The organism is Nioella ostreopsis (assembly GCF_004000255.1).
Classification (GTDB): domain Bacteria; phylum Pseudomonadota; class Alphaproteobacteria; order Rhodobacterales; family Rhodobacteraceae; genus Nioella; species Nioella ostreopsis.
Window position 1 is genome coordinate 315,498 of record NZ_RCIQ01000001.1, and the last position, 18,471, is coordinate 333,968.

The following is an 18,471-nucleotide window of genomic DNA, read 5'->3' on the forward strand; positions in this document are numbered from 1 at the left end:
GCAAATCCGGGCGACAAGGGGTCAGGCCGCGCCGACGAATCGTTCGCGGCGGATCGTGTAGACAATGGCGACGATCGACATGGCAGAACTGCCAAGCATGATGGCGACAAGCGGCATCGCGGTGGTGCTGCCGGCAAGCGACGACCCGGCCAGATCCGCCAGCAAGGCGCCACCGGCGAGCATCACCGCGCCCCCGACACCGGAGGCCGACCCGGCCAGATGCGGGCGCACGGACAGCATGCCGGAATTGCCGTTGGCCATGGTCATGCCATTACCGAGACCAACGAGCGTGACCGAGCCGAAAAACGTCTGTGCTGAATCCTGCCCCATGAAGTGCAGGGCCACCGGGATCAACAGACCCGCGGTCGAAATCGACGTGCCGTAGAGGATCATGCGATTGATGCCCAACCGCACCGACAGCCGCGCCGCGACGAAATTGCCGCAGAAATAGCCTAGCGCCGGGGCACCGAAAAAGAACCCCACCTGCGACGGCGTCAGGTGATAGATTTCCGAGCCCACATAGGGCGCGCCGCCGAGATAGGCGAAAAACGCGCCCGAGGCGAAGGTCGTGGCCCCGCAATAGCCCCAGAAGCGGCGCGAGGTAAACAACTCGGGATATTCTCTGATCTGGTCGCGGAACCCACCGGTGCTGGCCCGCGCGGTTTCGCCGAGGTCGAACCATGTCAGGGTCAGGACCGTCAGTCCAGTCGCCAGAAGCAGCACGAAATTCGCCTGCCAGCCGAAGGTTTCGCCAAGGATGCCGCCCACCACAGGCCCGATCATCGGCACCAGTGCCATGCCCATGGTCACGTAGCCGATCATCGCCGCGGCCTGCGGACCCGGCACGATATCGCGCACCACGGCACGGCCAAGCACAAGCCCGGCCACCACCACGGCCTGCGCCATGCGGAAGGCAAGGAAGATTTCGGCTGTGGGCGCGAAGATGCAGCCGATCGTGGCGAGGGAAAACAGGATGAAGCTGCCAAGCAGCACCGGCCTGCGCCCGAACCTGTCCGAAATCGGCCCGATTCCCAGTTGCAGGATCGCATTGATCAGCAGGTAGAGCGTGACCGAGCGCTGCATCAACGCGTAGTCAGCCTGATAGTACTCCGCCATTTGAGGCAGGGTCGGCAGGAAGATATTCATCGACATCGCGCCAAGTGCCGTTGCCGCGATCAGGGTCGAGATGTGAGGGGGCGTTGACCGGTCAAGATACCGGATCTCGGGGGCTGAACTCATTGGTTTACTTAACGCCGCAATGAACCGCTTGTCCATGTGCGATCTTGCACAAGGATGTCACTAGTTTGCATATTAGCAAATGCAAAATAAGCAAACCACAATCATTTGCAAATATGCCGGATTCCGCTGGCCTTTCGCGATCAACTCGCTAGGTTCCCCTCGAATTCGCATCGACGGACGGGTCGCTCCCGTTCCGGCACGGGAGGAAGGGGACCCCATGAAAGACATCCTGCAGGAATTGGAACATCGCCGGGAAGAGGCCCGGTTGGGTGGCGGCCAGAAGCGCATCGACAGCCAGCACGCCAAGGGCAAGCTGACGGCGCGTGAGCGGATCGATCTGCTGCTGGACGAGGACTCCTTCGAAGAGTTCGACATGTTCAAGACCCACCGATGCACCGATTTCGGCATGGAAAAATCCAAACCGCGTGGCGATGGCGTGGTGACCGGATGGGGCACCGTCAATGGCCGCATGGTCTATGTGTTCAGCCAGGATTTCACCGTTTTTGGCGGGTCGCTGTCCGCCACCCACGCGCAAAAGATCTGCAAGATCATGGACATGGCGATGCAGAACGGCGCGCCGGTGATTGGCATCAACGATTCCGGCGGTGCGCGCATTCAAGAGGGTGTAGACAGCCTCGCTGGCTATGCCGAGGTGTTCCAGCGCAACATCATGGCCTCTGGCGTGGTGCCGCAAATCAGCGTCATCATGGGGCCGTGCGCGGGCGGTGCTGTCTATTCCCCCGCCATGACCGACTTCATCTTCATGGTGAAGGACAGCTCCTACATGTTCGTGACCGGCCCCGACGTGGTCAAGACCGTGACGAACGAGGTTGTCACCGCTGAGGAACTGGGCGGCGCGTCTACGCACACCAAGAAGAGCTCCGTCGCCGATGGCGCGTTCGAAAACGATGTGGAGGCGATGGCAGAGGTCCGCCGCCTGGTCGACTTCCTGCCGCTCAACAATCGCGAAAAGCCCCCGGTCCGCCCCTTCTTTGACGATGTGGCGCGGGTGGAGGACAGCCTCGACACCCTGATCCCCGACAATCCCAACAGCCCCTATGACATGAAGGAGCTGATCTACAAACTGGCGGATGAGGGCGATTTCTACGAGATCCAGGAAGACTATGCCAAGAACATCCTGACCGGGTTTGTCCGCCTGGAAGGGTCTACCGTGGGCGTGGTGGCGAACCAGCCGATGGTGCTGGCGGGCTGTCTGGATATCGACAGTTCCCGCAAGGCCGCGCGCTTCGTGCGGTTCTGCGATGCGTTCGAGATTCCGATCCTGACGCTGGTCGATGTGCCCGGCTTCCTGCCCGGCACCAGCCAGGAATATGGCGGCGTCATCAAGCATGGCGCAAAGCTGCTCTTTGCCTATGGCGAAGCGACGGTACCGAAAGTGACCGTGATCACCCGCAAGGCCTATGGCGGCGCTTATGACGTGATGGCGTCAAAGCACCTGCGCGGCGATTTCAACTACGCGTGGCCGACCGCCGAGATTGCGGTGATGGGCGCCAAGGGCGCGACCGAGATCATTCACCGCGCCGATCTGGGCGATGCCAAGAAAATCGCGGCCCATACGAAGGACTACGAAGACCGCTTCGCCAACCCATTCGTGGCGGCGGAACGTGGTTTCATCGACGAGGTCATCCAACCTCGCAGCACCCGCAAGCGCATCTGCCGCGCTTTTGCCTCGCTGCGCGGCAAGAAACTCCAGAATCCGTGGAAGAAGCACGACAACATTCCCCTTTGAGCTTCTTTCTCGGGTCTATCCCCCGCCCAGGTCCGGCCGGCGGCACGGGCGGGGGAACCCTAATTCAAGGAACCGATATGCGCAGGATCACGCACAGGATGTTGCAGCGGGCAGGTGGGCAATGACCGCCCGCCGCTGGCATATCCTGCGTGAGGACGCGTCGCTGACACTGGCACGACACCTGCCCGCGCGGTTCGATATCGGCGTGGTGGCCGAATTTCCGAACATGGGAAAGCTGCGTCTGGCGCAGCAGGTCCGGCAGGACATGTGGCGCGCGTTGAGGGACGTGCGCGGCTTTTCCCCCGTGGTTCATGTGGAGGAGCAGGATCACGGGCTGAGGCTGCGCGCGGGCGGGCGGGTCGAGGGCCCCGCCCCCCGTGCGGGCCTCGAAACCAGGATCGCGGGTGTGCTCTCCTGCCCCCGCAACCGCGCCCGTTGGGCGGCCTTCGCGGGGCTGCGGGCATGAGGGCGCTGGCGGTGATCCTGGCGCTGACTGCGCTGGCGGGCTGCCGCGAGGAGGCGCTGGAGCTGCCCTCGGGCCTTGCCGTGGAACTGGCGGGAATGATCAGCGAGGACCAGCCGGGCGGTGAGACCTGGCTGATCCTTCAGGTGCTGGCCCCGTCGCTGGACGGGGTGCGGATCAGTGCCGAAGAGATGGCCGAGGATACCGGTGTGATCTGCGACACATGGGGGCTTGCAGCGGCGGCAGAAGCCGACCAAACCCCCGATCAGATCGTGGTGCAGGTGATGAGCGAGCGGGTCGAACGTGGTCAGCCAGCCCCTGGCGTCACGCAGGTCTTCGCCGGATATCGCGTTCAGGACGGGTCCTGCATCTGGGAGGATTTCTGATGACCCTACAACATGTTGCGAGACGTTCCTGCTGTGGATATCTTTCTGATGCAGCGCGGACACAGGACATATTCCTGCCATCATTTGGCTGCTTTTCCGCCGTCGTTTCGGGTATGATCAAATTTGGCCATGTGTGTACGGCCATTCCCGGGAACCCGGTCCGCCCCCAAGCGACCGGGACAAAAAACGATAGGAGAGCAGGATGTCCAACCGCATCAAAGCGCTTCTCGCTTTGGGCCTTCTTGTCGGCGTCACGGCATGTGCGCCGGCCCCAGAGCCAGAAGAAATCATCATCATCGACCCCGCCCCCATTCAGGCAGAGCCGGTGTATAGCAACAAATACGACTGACGCAGACCGGACCGGGCGGGACACCCCCGTCCGGCCCTACCGCGTCCCTGCACTCTTGGGGGCGTGGGCATGATCAAGCATCGTGGCTTTCCGGGTCGGATGCCCGGCACCGACTATCAGTTCACCATCCGGCGCGAGAACAAGAAGGGCGCGACGCCTCTGATTGCGCGCGAACGCTATGCCGACCGGCGCCCGGCCGACCGCCGCGCCGATGCGGCCTTTGTCGAGGCGCTCTGGCTCTACTTTGGCGACCAGCCCTTTGAGCGCGGCAACCTTGATGCAGGCCGTCTGTCCTGGCTTTTCGGGCGCGAAGTGATCGCGCTGGATGATCCTTTCGATCCAGAGGATTACGAGGCGCTGTTGCAGTTGGACGTGGCGCGCGCGCGGGCCTCTTTCCCCGAGGCTTTTGATGGGACGGGCCATTGGGAGGGGTCGGCATGAACCTGCCTATGGCCCTTGGAATTGCGCAGAAACGCGCCCAAAAACTGGCCTTCGGTTTTTCCAACTCGCGCGGCGCTCGGCCACGTGCAAACGTCATCTTGCCGGCCCTAGTCCCCAGCTTCAAACGGGCCGGTGGTAATGTGACGTGTTACCCTTCCCCTTCAGAGCGGCCCGTCGGCGTTGACGGCGGGCCGTCTTTTTTCAAAGGTGGGTCACGCCACTTGAAAAAAGAACGGGAAGAGGCACGAGCAACATGCAAAAAATCAAACTCATTGCGGTGTGCGCGATCGCGGCAACGCTTCTGTCGGGCTGCTTTGCTCGAACGGATCTGGATCGTGCGGCCGTCGGTGCCGCAGCGGGCGGCGTCGGTGCGGCGGTGCTTGGTGGCAGCGTGGCAACCGGCGCTGTTGTCGGCGCGGCTGCTGGCGCACTTTGCGACGACGTTAATCTCTGCTGACACACCAGACATAGCATCTGCGCATCGCGCGCAGATCGGCAATTCAATGGGACCATCCAGGGCTGACCGCCCCGGATGGTCCTTTTTCGTTTCCACGCCTGCCGTAACGGCCCCGGCGTAAGAGGAGGACAAGGGACCATGTTCAACAAGATCCTGATCGCGAACCGGGGCGAGATTGCCTGCCGCGTGATGAAGACAGCCAAGAAGATGGGGATCACGACAGTCGCCATTTATTCGGACGCCGACAAGCATGCGCTGCATGTTCAGATGGCGGACGAGGCTATACATATCGGACCTCCGCCCGCGAACCAGTCTTACATCGTCATCGACAAGGTGATGGAGGCGATCAAGGCCTCGGGCGCTGAGGCGGTTCACCCCGGGTATGGGTTCCTCTCTGAGAACAGCAAGTTCGCGGAAGCTCTTGAAGCGGCTGGCGTGGCGTTTGTTGGCCCCCCGGTCGGTGCGATCGAGGCCATGGGCGACAAGATCACCTCGAAGAAGATTGCACAGGACGCACACGTATCCACAGTGCCCGGTTACATGGGGCTGATTGAGGATGCCGAGGATGCGGTAAAGATTTCCAACGAAGTCGGCTACCCGGTCATGATCAAGGCCAGCGCCGGCGGCGGTGGCAAGGGCATGCGGATCGCGTGGAACGACGAGGAGGCGCGCGAAGGCTTCCAGTCGTCCAAGAACGAGGCCGCCAACAGCTTTGGCGATGACCGGATCTTCATCGAGAAATTCGTCACCCAACCGCGCCATATCGAAATTCAGGTTCTGTGCGATGCGCATGGCAACGGGATCTACCTCGGTGAACGCGAATGCTCCATCCAGCGGCGCAACCAGAAAGTGGTCGAGGAAGCGCCGTCGCCCTTCCTCGACGAAGCGACCCGCAAGGCCATGGGCGAACAGGCGGTCGCGCTGGCCAAGGCCGTGGGCTATGCCAGCGCGGGAACGGTTGAGTTCATCGTGGATGGGCAGCAGAATTTCTACTTCCTCGAAATGAACACCCGCCTGCAGGTGGAACATCCGGTGACCGAACTGATCACCGGCGTCGATCTGGTGGAACAGATGATCCGCGTTGCGGCGGGGGAGCCGCTGTCGATCACCCAGGACGATGTGAAACTGACAGGGTGGGCGATTGAAAACCGGCTTTATGCGGAAGATCCCTATCGCGGCTTCCTGCCCTCTATCGGCCGTCTGACCCGCTATCGCCCGCCGGCGGAAGTGGCTGCCGGGCCGCTCCTCGTGAATGGCAAATGGCAGGGCGACGCGCCTGAGGGCGCGACCGCCGTGCGCAACGATACCGGCGTCTATGAGGGCGGCGAGATCAGCATGTATTACGACCCGATGATCGCCAAGCTTTGCACATGGGCGCCCACCCGTGCGCAGGCAATCGAAGCGATGCGGATCGCGCTGGACAGTTTCGAGGTGGAGGGCATCGGCCACAACCTGCCCTTCCTGTCCGCCGTGATGGATCACCCGAAATTCATCTCGGGCGACATGACCACGGCCTTCATCGCCGAGGAATATCCCGACGGGTTCGAGGGCGTGACCCTGCCAGAGGATGACCTGCGCCGCGTTGCCGCCTCTGCCGCTGCGATGCATCGGGTTGCCGAGATCCGCCGCGCGCGGGTGTCGGGCCGGATGGACAACCATGAACGGGTGGTGTCCACCGATTGGGTCGTGGCGCTACAGGGCGAAAGCTTCCCCGTGCATATCGACGCCGATCACGACGGATCGACCGTGACCTTCCCTGATGGTGAGGTTCTGCGGGTGGCCAGCGACTGGACACCGGGTGACCAACTGGCGGTGCTCGATGTGAACGGCAGCCCGCTGGTGCTGAAAGTGGGCAAGATCACGCAAGGCTTCCGTCTGCGGACGCGCGGGGCCGATCTGGCCGTGAAGGTGCGCAGCCCGCGTCAGGCGGAACTGGCGGCGCTGATGCCGGAAAAGGTCGCGCCCGACACGTCCAAACTGCTGCTCTGCCCGATGCCCGGCCTCATCGTGAAGGTGAATGTCGAGGTCGGACAGGAAGTGCAGGAGGGTCAGGCGCTCTGCACCGTGGAAGCCATGAAGATGGAAAACATCCTGCGGGCCGAGAAGAAGGGCATCGTGTCCAAGATCAACGCGGCGGCGGGCGACAGCCTGGCGGTGGATGACGTGATCATGGAATTCGAGTGATGACAGCGCACCCGCCCTATGCCCCCACCCGGATCTGGGTGGTGCACGGGCTCGGCTTTCTGGCCGGGCTCGGGGCGATGGCGGGTGTAGTCTGGCTGCTGCTGGCCGATTTCCTGAGCGATCAGGTCAAGGCCGGGCCGTTGATGGCGGCGCTGCTGCTGGCGGTTGTCGCTGGTGCCAGCGTGTGGGCCGGGGCCTTGCGGCTTTGGCTTGGGCGGCGGTGGCTAACCCTTGCCGGGATCGCGGCATTGGCGCTGATGCTGACCAGTGGCGGGCTGATGGGCGCGGTTCTGGGGTTGGATGCCGATCCGGCAACGTCAGGTCTGGTGGCGCTTGGCGCGCTTTTCCTTGCAGGCGGCGTGATCCTTGGCGGAATGGGGGGGGAGCGATGACCGAAACGGCCTATTGCGACAGCCCCATTTCCTCGATCCGCATCGGCAGGTTGTCGATGGCGCGGGTGATCTCGCGCACGTCCCATGGCGTGGGTTTGCGCAGGGCAACGCGCCCGTCGCGCTGTAGGATCACCAGCGAAAAGCCGCGCGGGCGCAGCGCCTGCCGTATTTCGGAATTGGCGTCGGGATCGGCGTCGAAGATCACCACCACGTCGCGCTCGATCAGCGGGCCGGGGCGTTCCAACAGCAGATCGAGCTGGTCCTGGAACCGGGGATCGCGGGGCGTGTCGGCGAAGACGACAATCGGGCGAGAGGCCCAGAGATGCTCGTCCAGCGTGGTCTCGGTGGCATCAAGGATCAGCAATTCCGGGGCGGGACTCTCTTCCGCCACGGGGGGTGTCTCGGTGTCTTGCGCCATGGCTGGCAGGGCCAGCAACAAGGCGGTGATCAGGGGCAGGACTGCGCGCATGAAACCTCCGTATGTCAAAGATATAGGCGCGCGTTCCGTGAAAGCGAAGAGGCATAACCGCATGGGCGCAAGAAAGCGTCCCTGCATGGCGCGGGGCAGGGGCGATTGCCCCCCGGCGCGGGATTGAGAAGAGGACCGAAAAGATGAGCGACAAGACCCAAGCCTGGCAGGACATGGCCGCAAAGGAACTCCGGGGCCGTTCGCCGGATGACCTGACGTGGAACACGCTGGAAGGCATCGCTGTAAAGCCCCTCTATACCGAGGAGGACACTGCCGATCTGCCGCATATGGGCACGGTGCCCGGGCAGGAGCCGTTCACGCGCGGCGTCAAGGCCACGATGTATGCGGGCCGCCCCTGGACGATCCGGCAATATGCGGGGTTTTCCACGGCGGAAGAGTCCAACGCGTTTTACCGCAAGGCTTTGGCCGCCGGGCAGCAGGGCGTGTCGGTCGCCTTCGACCTGGCCACGCACCGCGGCTATGACAGCGACCATCCGCGGGTGGAGGGTGACGTCGGCAAGGCGGGCGTCGCCATCGACTCTGTCGAGGATATGAAGATCCTCTTCGACGGCATCCCGCTCGATAAGATCTCCGTGTCCATGACCATGAACGGCGCGGTGATCCCGATCCTCGCCAATTTCATCGTGACGGGCGAGGAGCAGGGGCATGACAAGGCGTTGCTCGCAGGGACCATCCAGAACGACATCCTGAAGGAGTTCATGGTCCGCAACACCTATATCTATCCGCCGGAACCTTCGATGCGGATCATCTCGGACATTATCGAATACACCTCGAACGAGATGCCCAAGTTCAACTCGATCTCGATCTCCGGCTATCACATGCAGGAAGCGGGCGCGAACCTGGTGCAGGAGCTGGCCTACACGCTGGCTGACGGGCGCGAATATGTGCGCGCGGCCATTGACGCGGGCATGGATGTGGACAAGTTCGCCGGGCGCCTGTCGTTCTTCTTCGCCATCGGCATGAATTTCTTCATGGAAGCGGCCAAGCTGCGCGCCGCGCGTCTGCTGTGGCATCGCATCATGGACGAGTTCGGGGCGAAGAACCCCCGGTCCAAGATGCTGCGCACCCATTGCCAGACCTCGGGCGTGTCCTTGCAGGAACAGGACCCCTATAACAACGTCATCCGCACGGCCTATGAGGCGATGGCGGCGGCGCTTGGTGGAACGCAATCGCTGCACACCAACGCGCTCGATGAGGCGATTGCCCTACCGACGGAATTCAGCGCGCGGATTGCCCGCAACACGCAGCTGATCCTGCAGGAAGAAACCGGCATCACCAACGTGGTCGATCCGCTGGCGGGCTCATACTACGTCGAGGCGCTGACGGCGGAACTGGCGGAGAAAGCTTGGGCGCTCATCGAGGAAGTCGAGGAGATGGGCGGCATGACCAAGGCCGTGGCCTCCGGCATGCCCAAGCTGCGCATCGAGGAAACGGCAGCGCGCAGGCAGGCGATGATCGACCGGGGCGACGAGGTGATCGTCGGCGTCAACAAGTACCGCAAGGATCACGAGGACCCGATCGACATTCTCGATGTGGACAATGTGAAGGTCCGCGACAGCCAGATTGCCCGGCTGGAGAAGATCCGGGCGTCACGCGACGAGGCGGCCTGTCAGGCGGCGCTCGATGAACTCACCCGCCGCGCCGAAGCGGGCGGCAACCTGCTGGAGGCAGCCGTGGAAGCGGCCCGCGCCCGCGCATCTGTCGGAGAAATCAGCATGGCTATGGAAAAGCAGTTCGGCCGCCACCGCGCCGAGGTCAAGACGCTGGCCGGGGTCTATGGGGCCGCCTATGAGGGCGATAAGGGCTTCGCCGCGATCCAGGCCGATGTGGAAAAATTTGCCGAGGAAGAAGGCCGCCGCCCGCGCATGCTGGTCGTGAAGATGGGCCAGGACGGGCATGACCGGGGTGCCAAGGTGATTGCCACGGCCTTCGCCGATATCGGGTTCGACGTGGATGTGGGCCCGCTGTTCCAGACGCCAGAAGAGGCCGCACAGGACGCCATCGACAATGACGTGCATATCATCGGCATCAGTTCCCAGGCGGCGGGGCACAAAACACTGGCACCCAAGCTGATCGAGGCGCTGAAGGCTGAAGGGGCTGGGGACATCATCGTGATCTGCGGCGGGGTCATTCCGCAGCAGGATTACGACTTCCTCTACAATGCCGGGGTGAAGGCGATCTTCGGGCCGGGAACGAACATTCCCGAAGCGGCCAAGAAGATTCTCGACATCGTCCGCGAGGCTCGGGCGACATGAGCAAGCGGGCGGTCATTCTTGTCGGGATGGCCGCCGGGCTGATCTGGTCCGTGGCCCTGGTGAGCTGGGCGATTGCCCCTGCCTCTGCCTTCGAGGGACAGGGCCTCGCGGAAGGATTGAGCCTTGCCGGCTTCCTGGCAGGGAGCCCGCTGCTTCTGATGATCGGTCGGCTGGCGCAGCGGCGCTTCTTCGACGACAGCATCATAGATGGCCAGCCTTACGCAGAAGGCAGCGCTGCGCAGATCGACCAGCGGGTTCTGACCAATACGACCGAGCAGCTGGTTCTGGCGGCGGCCATCTGGCCTATGGCTAGCGTGCTGTCCCATCCGGGGGCAGCGATCTGGCTGGCTCTGGGCTTTCTTGTGACGCGGTTGCTGTTCTGGGTAGGCTATCACCTTTCGCCGCCTCTGCGTGGCTTCGGATTCGCCGCGAGTTTCTATCCGACCCTCGTTGTTGCCCTTTGGGTGATCTGGAGCTTGCTCAAGGGATAAGGCCCCGCGCGATGCGGGGTCTTTTTCATGTCTGCGTTGGTGACAACGGCGCGCGCAAGTGCTCTGCTCAGCGAAATTGCCAGCTTCGGCTTGAAAACCCCGCCCGTCAGGGGCAGCTTGGGGCAATTGACTGCCGCGCCCAAGGAAGGACGACCGCCCCATGGCCCTGCCCGTGAAACAGCAAGCGACCTATTGGGGATTTGCGACAGCTGTCTTCCTTTTGCTGATGTGGTTTCTGGGGCAGGTTCTGCTGCCCTTCGTGGTGGGCGGGGCGATTGCCTATTGCCTCGATCCGCTGGCCGACCGGCTGGAGGAACGCGGCTTCAGCCGGGCGATGGCAACCGTGGTGATCTTTGCCTTCTCGGTCTTGCTGTTCCTGCTGGCGCTGCTTCTGGTGCTGCCGATGCTGATCGGGCAGGTGATCGCCCTCGTACAGGCCGCACCCGAGCTTTACGAAACCGTGCGCGATGTGCTGGTGGAGCGGTTCCCGACGCTGATTCAGGAGGATTCTGCCGCACGCCAGACAATCGCCGATGTGCTGGCCTCTGCCCGCAGCCAGATCGGCTCGGTGATCTCTTCGGTCCTGTCCTCGGCGGGTGCGGCCATCAACAGCGTTGTGGTTCTGGTCATCGCGCCGGTGGTGGCCTTCTACCTTCTGCTCGACTGGGACCGGATGATCGCGGGCATCGACGACCTGCTGCCCCGCGACCACGCGCCGGTGATCCGGCAGCTGGCGTCCGAGATCGACCGGACGCTGGCCAGTTTCGTGCGCGGTCAGGGGACCGTCTGCCTGATCCTCGGGATCTTCTACGCCATCGCGCTGATGTCCGTGGGGCTGAATTTCGGCCTGATTGTCGGGCTGATCGCCGGGGCGCTGACCTTCATTCCCTATGTTGGGGCTTTGGTGGGCGGTGTGCTGGCCATCGGCCTCGCGCTTTTCCAGTACTGGGGGTATAGCGAGGTTGTGGATGGCGAAACCGTGCGCCATGCCACGGACTGGCTGCGGATCGGCATCGTCGCGGTGATCTTCGCCGTGGGTCAGGTGGCAGAGGGCAACGTTCTGACCCCCAACCTTGTCGGCAGCTCGGTCGGGCTGCATCCGGTCTGGTTGCTCTTTGCGCTTGCGGCGTTCGGCTCGATCTTCGGGTTTGTCGGCATGCTGGTCGCGGTGCCCGTTGCCGCGATGATCGGGGTTCTGGTGCGCTACGGTATGGCACAATATCGAGAGGGTCGCCTCTACAAGGGGCTTGAAGGCCACGCCGAAGACGACGACATGTAAGTGATGGCCGAACAGCTTCTCCTCGATTTACCCGTGCGCACCGCTCTCGGGCGGGATGACTTCTTCGTCTCCGATGCCAATGCCGCCGCCGTGGCCGGGATCGAGGCGTGGCAGGACTGGCCGCATGGCAAGATGGTGCTGGTCGGACCGGAGGCGTCGGGCAAGACCCATCTGGCGCATGTCTGGGCCGCAATGACCGGCGCGCGGGTGGTCGATGCGGTGGCGCTTGCGGACATGTCACCCGATGATGCCGGCCCCGCACTGGTGGTCGAGGACGCTGACCGGATCATGGGGGACGCGGCCGAGACCGCGCTCTTTCACGTGCACAACGCGGTATTGGGGCAGGGCGGGCGGATCCTGCTGACGGCGCGCACCGATCCCTCCCGCTGGCACGTCACGCTGCCCGATCTGAAAAGCCGCATGCAGCAGGCCGGGGTTCTGAAGCTTCAAGGCCCCGACGATGTGCTTCTGTCCGCTGTGATGGTCAAACTTGCGGCGGACCGTCAGCTTGCGCTTGGCCCTGACCTGATTTCTTATGCGGTTCTGCGGATGGAGCGGTCCTTCGTTGCGGCCCGACGCTTGGTCGAGGCTATCGACGCCCGCGCCCTGCGCGACAAGACACGACCCACGAAGCCCATGATCGCCAGCCTGCTTGCAGACCTGACGGAATGAGTGTCACGCTGGTGTCACACCCCAAGCCTATGGCAGCCATATGATCAACGCCGATTTCCTGCACGAACCCATCCCCGCCCCTGTCGAGCTTCCCGAAGCGCAGCGCAGCGGGCCGCAGCGCTTTTTCAACCGCGAGCTTAGCTGGCTGGCCTTCAACTGGCGGGTGCTGGAAGAGGCGGAGAACCCCCGCGTCCCCTTGCTGGAACGGGTGCGGTTCGTCTCGATATCGTCTGCCAACCTCGATGAATTCTACACCGTCCGCGTGGCGGGCCTGCGCGAATTGGCGAACGAAGGAAACACCGCGCCCTCCGATGACGGGCGCACGCCCGCAGAACAGTTGCGCCTGATCAATGCGGATGCGCGCAAGCTGATGCAGTCGCAACAGGCGGCGTGGAATGCGCTGAAATCCGAGATGGAAGCCGAGAAAATCACCGTCGTGACCCGCTCGGCCCTCAAATCCGCCGACAAGGCCGCGCTGGACGATATCTTCCTGTCCAATGTCTTCCCGGTGCTGTCGCCCCTGGCCATCGACCCGGCCCATCCCTTCCCCTTCATCCCGAATGAAGGCGTGTCGCTGGCCTTGCAGATGAAGCGGGAGCGCGACGGGCGGCCCTTGCAGGCGCTGTTGCCGATCCCCGGCCAGATCGACCGCTTCGTGCGCCTGCCCGCGCCGGAAGGCGCCGCGCGGTTCCTGCCGCTGGAGGAATTGCTGCTGCTGAAGATCGGCGCGCTTTTCCCCGGCTACAAGCTGACCGGATCGTGCATGTTCCGGGTGCTGCGCGACAGCGATCTGGAAGTGGAGGAAGAGGCCGAGGATCTGGTGCGCGAGTTTGAGACCGCCCTGAAGCGCCGCCGCCGGGGTCATGTGGTGCGCCTTCAGGTCTCGGCCGGGGCGCCGCCCGCCCTGAAAGAGGAAATCTGCGAACAGCTCGGCGTCATAGGCGACGAGGTGGTCGAGGTGCGCGGCATGATCGGCCTCGCGCGGCTCAAGGAGCTTGTGCTCGACGAACGGCCCGACCTGCTGTGGCCCAGTTTCACCCCGCGCGTGCCCGAACGGGTGCAGGACCACGAGGGCGACATGTTCTCGGCCATTCGGCAAAAGGACATGCTGCTGCACCATCCTTACGAAACCTTCGACATGGTGATCCGGTTTCTGGCGCAGGCGGCGCGCGATCCCAACGTGGTGGCGATCAAGCAGACGCTTTATCGGACATCGAACGAATCCCCCATCGTCGATGCGCTGTGCGAAGCGGCGGAGAACGGCAAGTCGGTCACCGCATTGGTGGAACTGAAGGCCCGGTTCGACGAGGCCGCCAATATCCGCCAGTCGCGCAAGCTGGAACGGGCGGGCGCGCATGTGGTGTACGGCTTCATCAACTACAAGACCCACGCCAAGATCAGCGCCGTGGTCCGGCGTGAAGGCGACCGGCTGGTGACCTATACCCATTTCGGCACCGGCAACTACCACCCGATTACGGCGCGCATCTATACCGACCTCAGCCTCTTTACCTGTGACGACGCGCTTGGCCGCGATGCCACCAAGGTGTTCAATTATGTGGGCGGATATGCGGAACCGGAGAAGTTGGACAATCTGCGCATTTCGCCGCTCAACCTCAAATCCACGATCATCGAGAACCTGCAGGCCGAGGCGGAACACGCCCGCGCAGGCAAGCCGGCGATGGTCTGGGCCAAGATGAACAGCATCATCGATTCCGACGTGATCGACGCGCTCTACGAGGCCAGCCAGGCCGGTGTGAAGATTGATCTGGTGATCCGGGGCATCTGCGGATTGCGTCCCGGTGTGAAGGGATTGTCGGACAATATCCGCGTGAAATCCATCGTGGGCCGGTTCCTTGAACACAGTCGCATCGTCTGTTTCGGCAATGGTCATGGGCTGCCCGCCAAGAAGGCGCGGGTCTATATCAGCTCGGCCGACTGGATGGGGCGCAACCTCAACCGCCGGGTGGAGACGCTGGTGGAATGCACCAACCCCACGGTGAAGGCGCAGATTGTCAGCCAGATCATGGCTGCGAATCTGGCGGATGTGGCCCAAAGCTGGGTCTTGCAGGCCGATGGCAGCTTCGTGCGGCCTGACCTCGACCAGATCGACAAGCCCTTTTCCTGCCACCGCTTTTTCATGCAGAACCCGTCGCTGTCGGGGCGTGGATCGGCGGGGGCGGCGGATGTGCCTGAATTGGCGCATTCGCATGATTGACCGAGTCACACGCCCCGTGCCATGACCAAGTCATGATGGGACAAGCCGAATTGGCGGATCCGCGTATCGCAGGGTCCGGGACTGTGGCCGACGGGGGGCTTTTCGGCACGCCGCTGTTTCAGGATCCGCATGCGCGGAACCTGGCGCGTGTGGGCGTGATCGACATCGGTTCCAACTCGGTCAGGATGGTGGTGTTTGACGGCGCGGCGCGATCACCTGCCTATTTCTACAACGAAAAAATCCTCTGCGGGCTTGGCGCGGGATTTGCCGAAACCGGGCGTTTGTCAGCCACGGGCCGGCCCCGCGCGCTGGCAGCGTTGAAACGCTTTGCGGCTCTGGCCAAGGGGATGAACGTGACCTCTCTGGTCACCGTTGCCACCGCCGCGATGCGAGAGGCCGAGGACGGCGCGGAATTCAAGGCCGAGGCGGAACGCGAAACCGGTTTGACGATCCACGTGGTCGACGGGCGCGAAGAGGCTCGGCTGTCGGCGCAGGGTGTGCTGCTTGGCTGGCCCGGCGCGTTCGGCATGATCTGCGATATCGGCGGCTCGTCCATGGAACTGGCGGAACTGCTTGGCGACGGGCAGGTCGGCGCGCGCGAAACCTCTGATCTGGGACCGCTGAAGTTGCAAGGGATCAAGGGCGGCAAAAAGGCGATCAAGGCGCATATCAAGGATCGTATTGCCGAGCTGCGGGAACAGTTCACGGAACCTGCGGGACGGTTGTTCCTTGTGGGCGGGTCGTGGCGGGCGATTGCCCGGATCGACATGGAACGCCGGGGCTACCCCCTGAAGGTGCTGCATGAATACCGGATGACCCGCAAGGATATCCGCGCCACGATCGCCTATATCCAGAATGCAGATATGGAAGACCTGCGCGCCCGCACCGGCACCAGTGCCGAACGGATGGCACTTGTGCCGCTGGCCTCGCTGGTGCTGAAGGAACTTGTGCGCTGCTTCAAGCCCGATGAGGTGGCAATCTCGTCTTACGGTATCCGCGAGGGGTTGCTCTACGAACAGATGTCGGACGAACAGCGGCAGCGTGATCCGCTGATCGAGGCCGCTTACCAGATGGAGCTGGCCAATGCCCGGATGCCCGGTTTCGGACGGGCGCTTTACCGGTTCATCGAGCCCCTGTTCGGCAGTATCCGTCCCGAAATGAAACGCGTGATGCGGGCCGCGTGCCTGTTGCATGACGTCAGCTGGCGGGCGCATCCCGACTATCGCGCCGAGGTCTGTTTCGACAACGCAACGCGGGCCAATCTGGGCGGGCTGACGCATGAGGAACGGGTCTATCTGGGTCTTGCCCTGCTGCACCGCTACAAGTCCAGCCGCAAGGATACCGGCTTTGATCCCCTGCTGGAGCTGTTGACCGAGAAGCAGGTCCAACAGGCCGAAATCATGGGCCGCGCCATGCGGTTCGGGGCGATGTTCACGCTGGAAAAGCCATTGGATCACGGCAAGCTGAAGCTCTACCCGAAAAAAGGCATCCTGGAGCTGACCCTGAAAACGGATACCGCCCGCGATCTGTTCGGCGAAGTCGCACAGGCCCGGTTCAAGGCGCTTGCGGCTGCCATCGGGGCCGAACCGGTGGTCAAGGGGATGGGCTGAGGCGCCTTACGCCCTGCGGCGCAGGAATTTCAGGCCCGACCAGTCCTGATCCACGGCGCAGACCTTCACGTCAACCCATCCCGTGGACAGAATCACCTCTCGCAGCCCGTCCTCGGTCAGATCTCGAAACAGGGGCGAGGATTTCTTGGGCCAGCTGATCCAGAGCATCCCCTTTTCGGCCACCAGATCGAGCGCGGCAGGGCCTTGCGTGTCCAGCGTTTCACGGTCAGGGCAGAACAGATGGACAATATCGGCCTTGTCCGGCGCACATAGCCTCTCGATCCTCTCGGCCCCGGTCAGCAACTCATCAAGATGTTCGGGCGCGTTCAGGGCGAGGTAGCTTAGCCCCGGTTTCAGGCCGAGCTTCTGATAAAGAGGTTTCCCGGAATAGCCGGTTGCTTTGCTCCTTGGCTTGCGGGGCATGGCGCCTTTCCTGCTGTTTGCGTCACTCTCGCACAAACGCGACACAGATGCGCGCTTGGCGTTCGCCTCGGTCGTCATCGGTCGACATGGCTCAGTGGGTGGCTTCTGCCGCGATCCAGTCGCGAAAGGTCTTCACACCGGGCGCGTTCCAGCGGTCCGCCGCGCCGATCAGGGCGTAGCGGCCATGGGGCGTGCCGCAGGCCATGTGGGGGAAGGGCAGCACAAGCGCGCCCCGCTCCAGCTCTTCGCGGCACAGGAAGAGATCGGCCATGACGACGCCAGCCCCCATCACCGCCGCCTTGGCCGCCATGTCGAGATTTGGGAAGGCTTCCCCCTGACCGGGATCCAGCCCGTCGATGCCGAAATGCTGGACCCATATGCGCCAGTCCTCTCGCGCCGCGCTTTCGTGGAGCAGGGTAAACCGCCCCAAATCGGCAGGGGTGACGAGTGGAGGGGCATCCTCCAGCAGCGCGGGCGCGCAGGCAGGGGACAGGCGCATCGGGAACACCGGCTGGATCTGTATGTCCGGCGACCGACCCGGCCAGAATTCCAGCGAAACACCCAGATCCTAGCGCGTCGCGTCGAAGCCGGATCGCCCGTAGAAGTCGGTTGTCAGGCGGACAGGGGTCTCGGGATGCGCCTGCCGGAACGCAGCCAGCTTCGGAAACAGCCAGCGGATCGACAGGGTGGGCGGGCAGATGATGCGCAGCGCTGTTGCCTGCTCGGTCATCCGGTCGGTCTGCGCGGCGATCTTGCGGAACGCATCCGTCAGCACCGGCAGCAAGCCACGCCCCGCCTCGGTCAGCGTCACGCCGTTGTGGCCACGCTGGAACAGCTGCACGCCCAGATGCTCCTCCAGCAGCTTGACCTGCCGGCTGATGGCTCCGCGCGTGACGTGCAGTTCTTCGGCCGCGGCGATGTAGCCACTATGCCGGGCCGCCGCCTCGAAGGCGCGCAGGGCGTTGAGAGGGGGGAGGCGCATGGGGTGCCTTTGGATTAGATTTACTCACTCATGATGCGAGGAATTGTGGTTTGCAGCAAGCCCACATGGCAATTTAATTTGTTTTTAGAAGAATGAGTCTGGAGCAACAGGATGGCTTTCGTTCAGGAAATATCACCCTTATCCAATGGCAATCGCCCAGGGGCCTTGGCCCGCAGTCTGCGTGTGCTGGCGGATTTCGGGCGCCGCATTCAAAGGCGCGATATGGGCCCCGGCTGCGATGAGGATCTGTTGCGGCTTGCAGACCTCTCCCCACACCTGCTGGCTGATATCGGCTTTCAGATGGATGAGGGCGGGTCCTGCGATGCCTGCCAGGTCTGGCGCAAGGGGCCTGTCGTTCTGGAACTGCCCGCGCCTGAGTAAGGGACGCCCGGC

20 protein-coding genes are annotated in these 18,471 nt (G+C 63.3%); 15 read left to right on the forward strand and 5 right to left on the reverse strand.

The annotated features are described in order from the left end of the window. Window positions 1-21: 21 nt before the first annotated feature. Window positions 22-1,239, reverse strand: a complete 1,218-nt coding sequence (locus EP237_RS01615) for a multidrug effflux MFS transporter (RefSeq protein ID WP_127557413.1) — start codon at window positions 1,237-1,239, stop codon at window positions 22-24. Window positions 1,240-1,456: 217 nt separating this feature from the next. Here EP237_RS01615 and EP237_RS01620 point away from each other — a divergent pair, with 217 nt between their 5' ends. The 8 genes from EP237_RS01620 to EP237_RS01650 all read left to right on the forward strand — a co-directional run bounded on the left by EP237_RS01620 (window position 1,457) and on the right by EP237_RS01650 (window position 7,661). Beyond that, window positions 1,457-2,989 (forward strand): acyl-CoA carboxylase subunit beta, encoded by a 1,533-nt coding sequence (locus EP237_RS01620; protein ID WP_127557415.1) that lies wholly within the window; start codon window positions 1,457-1,459, stop codon window positions 2,987-2,989. Between the two features lie 121 nt (window positions 2,990-3,110). Further along, a complete protein-coding gene (locus EP237_RS01625) occupies window positions 3,111-3,455 on the forward strand; it encodes a hypothetical protein (protein ID WP_127557417.1) in 345 nt (114 codons plus the stop codon). Further along, entirely contained in the window at window positions 3,452-3,838 is a 387-nt protein-coding gene (locus tag EP237_RS01630; RefSeq protein ID WP_127557419.1) for a DUF6497 family protein, read from the forward strand. Before EP237_RS01625 ends, EP237_RS01630 begins: the two co-directional genes overlap by 4 nt. Window positions 3,839-4,040: 202 nt before the next feature. Then, the gene (locus EP237_RS23010) at window positions 4,041-4,187 is read left to right on the forward strand and encodes a hypothetical protein (RefSeq protein ID WP_164744589.1); all 147 of its coding nucleotides are present in this window, start codon (window positions 4,041-4,043) and stop codon (window positions 4,185-4,187) included. A gap of 69 nt (window positions 4,188-4,256) precedes the next feature. After that, entirely contained in the window at window positions 4,257-4,628 is a 372-nt protein-coding gene (locus tag EP237_RS01635) for a hypothetical protein (RefSeq protein WP_127557421.1), read from the forward strand. 253 nt (window positions 4,629-4,881) lie between these two features. Then, window positions 4,882-5,085 (forward strand): hypothetical protein, encoded by a 204-nt coding sequence (locus EP237_RS01640; RefSeq protein ID WP_071688675.1) that lies wholly within the window; start codon window positions 4,882-4,884, stop codon window positions 5,083-5,085. A 138-nt stretch (window positions 5,086-5,223) separates the two neighbouring features. Next, complete coding sequence (locus tag EP237_RS01645; protein WP_127557423.1) at window positions 5,224-7,269, forward strand: acetyl-CoA carboxylase biotin carboxylase subunit; 2,046 nt, start codon at window positions 5,224-5,226, stop codon at window positions 7,267-7,269. Then, window positions 7,269-7,661: a hypothetical protein gene (locus EP237_RS01650; RefSeq protein WP_127557425.1), complete on the forward strand. Its 393-nt coding sequence runs from the start codon at window positions 7,269-7,271 to the stop codon at window positions 7,659-7,661. Before EP237_RS01645 ends, EP237_RS01650 begins: the two co-directional genes overlap by 1 nt. 10 nt (window positions 7,662-7,671) lie before the next feature. Here EP237_RS01650 and EP237_RS01655 read toward each other — a convergent pair whose 3' ends face one another. Then, window positions 7,672-8,130: a DUF4174 domain-containing protein gene (locus EP237_RS01655; RefSeq protein WP_127557427.1), complete on the reverse strand. Its 459-nt coding sequence runs from the start codon at window positions 8,128-8,130 to the stop codon at window positions 7,672-7,674. A 143-nt stretch (window positions 8,131-8,273) separates the two neighbouring features. Here EP237_RS01655 and scpA point away from each other — a divergent pair, with 143 nt between their 5' ends. The 6 genes from scpA (at window position 8,274) to EP237_RS01685 (ending at window position 16,673) form a co-directional block, all read left to right on the forward strand. Further along, the gene (gene scpA / locus EP237_RS01660) at window positions 8,274-10,406 is read left to right on the forward strand and encodes a methylmalonyl-CoA mutase (RefSeq protein WP_127557429.1); all 2,133 of its coding nucleotides are present in this window, start codon (window positions 8,274-8,276) and stop codon (window positions 10,404-10,406) included. Then, window positions 10,403-10,897 (forward strand): MAPEG family protein, encoded by a 495-nt coding sequence (locus tag EP237_RS01665; RefSeq protein WP_127557431.1) that lies wholly within the window; start codon window positions 10,403-10,405, stop codon window positions 10,895-10,897. Before scpA ends, EP237_RS01665 begins: the two co-directional genes overlap by 4 nt. Before the next feature lie 160 nt (window positions 10,898-11,057). After that, entirely contained in the window at window positions 11,058-12,176 is a 1,119-nt protein-coding gene (locus EP237_RS01670; protein ID WP_127557433.1) for an AI-2E family transporter, read from the forward strand. Between the two features lie 3 nt (window positions 12,177-12,179). Then, window positions 12,180-12,848 (forward strand): P-loop NTPase family protein, encoded by a 669-nt coding sequence (locus tag EP237_RS01675; protein ID WP_127557435.1) that lies wholly within the window; start codon window positions 12,180-12,182, stop codon window positions 12,846-12,848. A gap of 40 nt (window positions 12,849-12,888) precedes the next feature. Further along, the gene (locus EP237_RS01680) at window positions 12,889-15,063 is read left to right on the forward strand and encodes an RNA degradosome polyphosphate kinase (RefSeq protein ID WP_127557437.1); all 2,175 of its coding nucleotides are present in this window, start codon (window positions 12,889-12,891) and stop codon (window positions 15,061-15,063) included. A gap of 32 nt (window positions 15,064-15,095) precedes the next feature. Next, window positions 15,096-16,673 carry a Ppx/GppA family phosphatase gene (locus EP237_RS01685; protein WP_420812495.1) on the forward strand — a complete coding sequence of 526 codons (1,578 nt, stop codon included), beginning with the start codon at window positions 15,096-15,098 and terminating at the stop codon, window positions 16,671-16,673. A gap of 6 nt (window positions 16,674-16,679) precedes the next feature. Here EP237_RS01685 and EP237_RS01690 read toward each other — a convergent pair whose 3' ends face one another. The 3 genes from EP237_RS01690 to EP237_RS23420 form a co-directional block, all read right to left on the reverse strand. Beyond that, window positions 16,680-17,096 carry a DUF3052 domain-containing protein gene (locus tag EP237_RS01690; RefSeq protein ID WP_127557439.1) on the reverse strand — a complete coding sequence of 139 codons (417 nt, stop codon included), beginning with the start codon at window positions 17,094-17,096 and terminating at the stop codon, window positions 16,680-16,682. 91 nt (window positions 17,097-17,187) lie between these two features. Further along, window positions 17,188-17,661: a LysR substrate-binding domain-containing protein gene (locus EP237_RS23415; protein WP_338068128.1), complete on the reverse strand. Its 474-nt coding sequence runs from the start codon at window positions 17,659-17,661 to the stop codon at window positions 17,188-17,190. Between the two features lie 3 nt (window positions 17,662-17,664). Then, a complete protein-coding gene (locus EP237_RS23420) occupies window positions 17,665-18,078 on the reverse strand; it encodes a LysR family transcriptional regulator (protein ID WP_240661442.1) in 414 nt (137 codons plus the stop codon). Between the two features lie 165 nt (window positions 18,079-18,243). On the opposite strand from EP237_RS23420, the gene EP237_RS01700 reads away from it, so the two are divergent. Continuing rightward, window positions 18,244-18,459 carry a hypothetical protein gene (locus EP237_RS01700; RefSeq protein ID WP_127557440.1) on the forward strand — a complete coding sequence of 72 codons (216 nt, stop codon included), beginning with the start codon at window positions 18,244-18,246 and terminating at the stop codon, window positions 18,457-18,459. Window positions 18,460-18,471 lie beyond the last annotated feature (12 nt).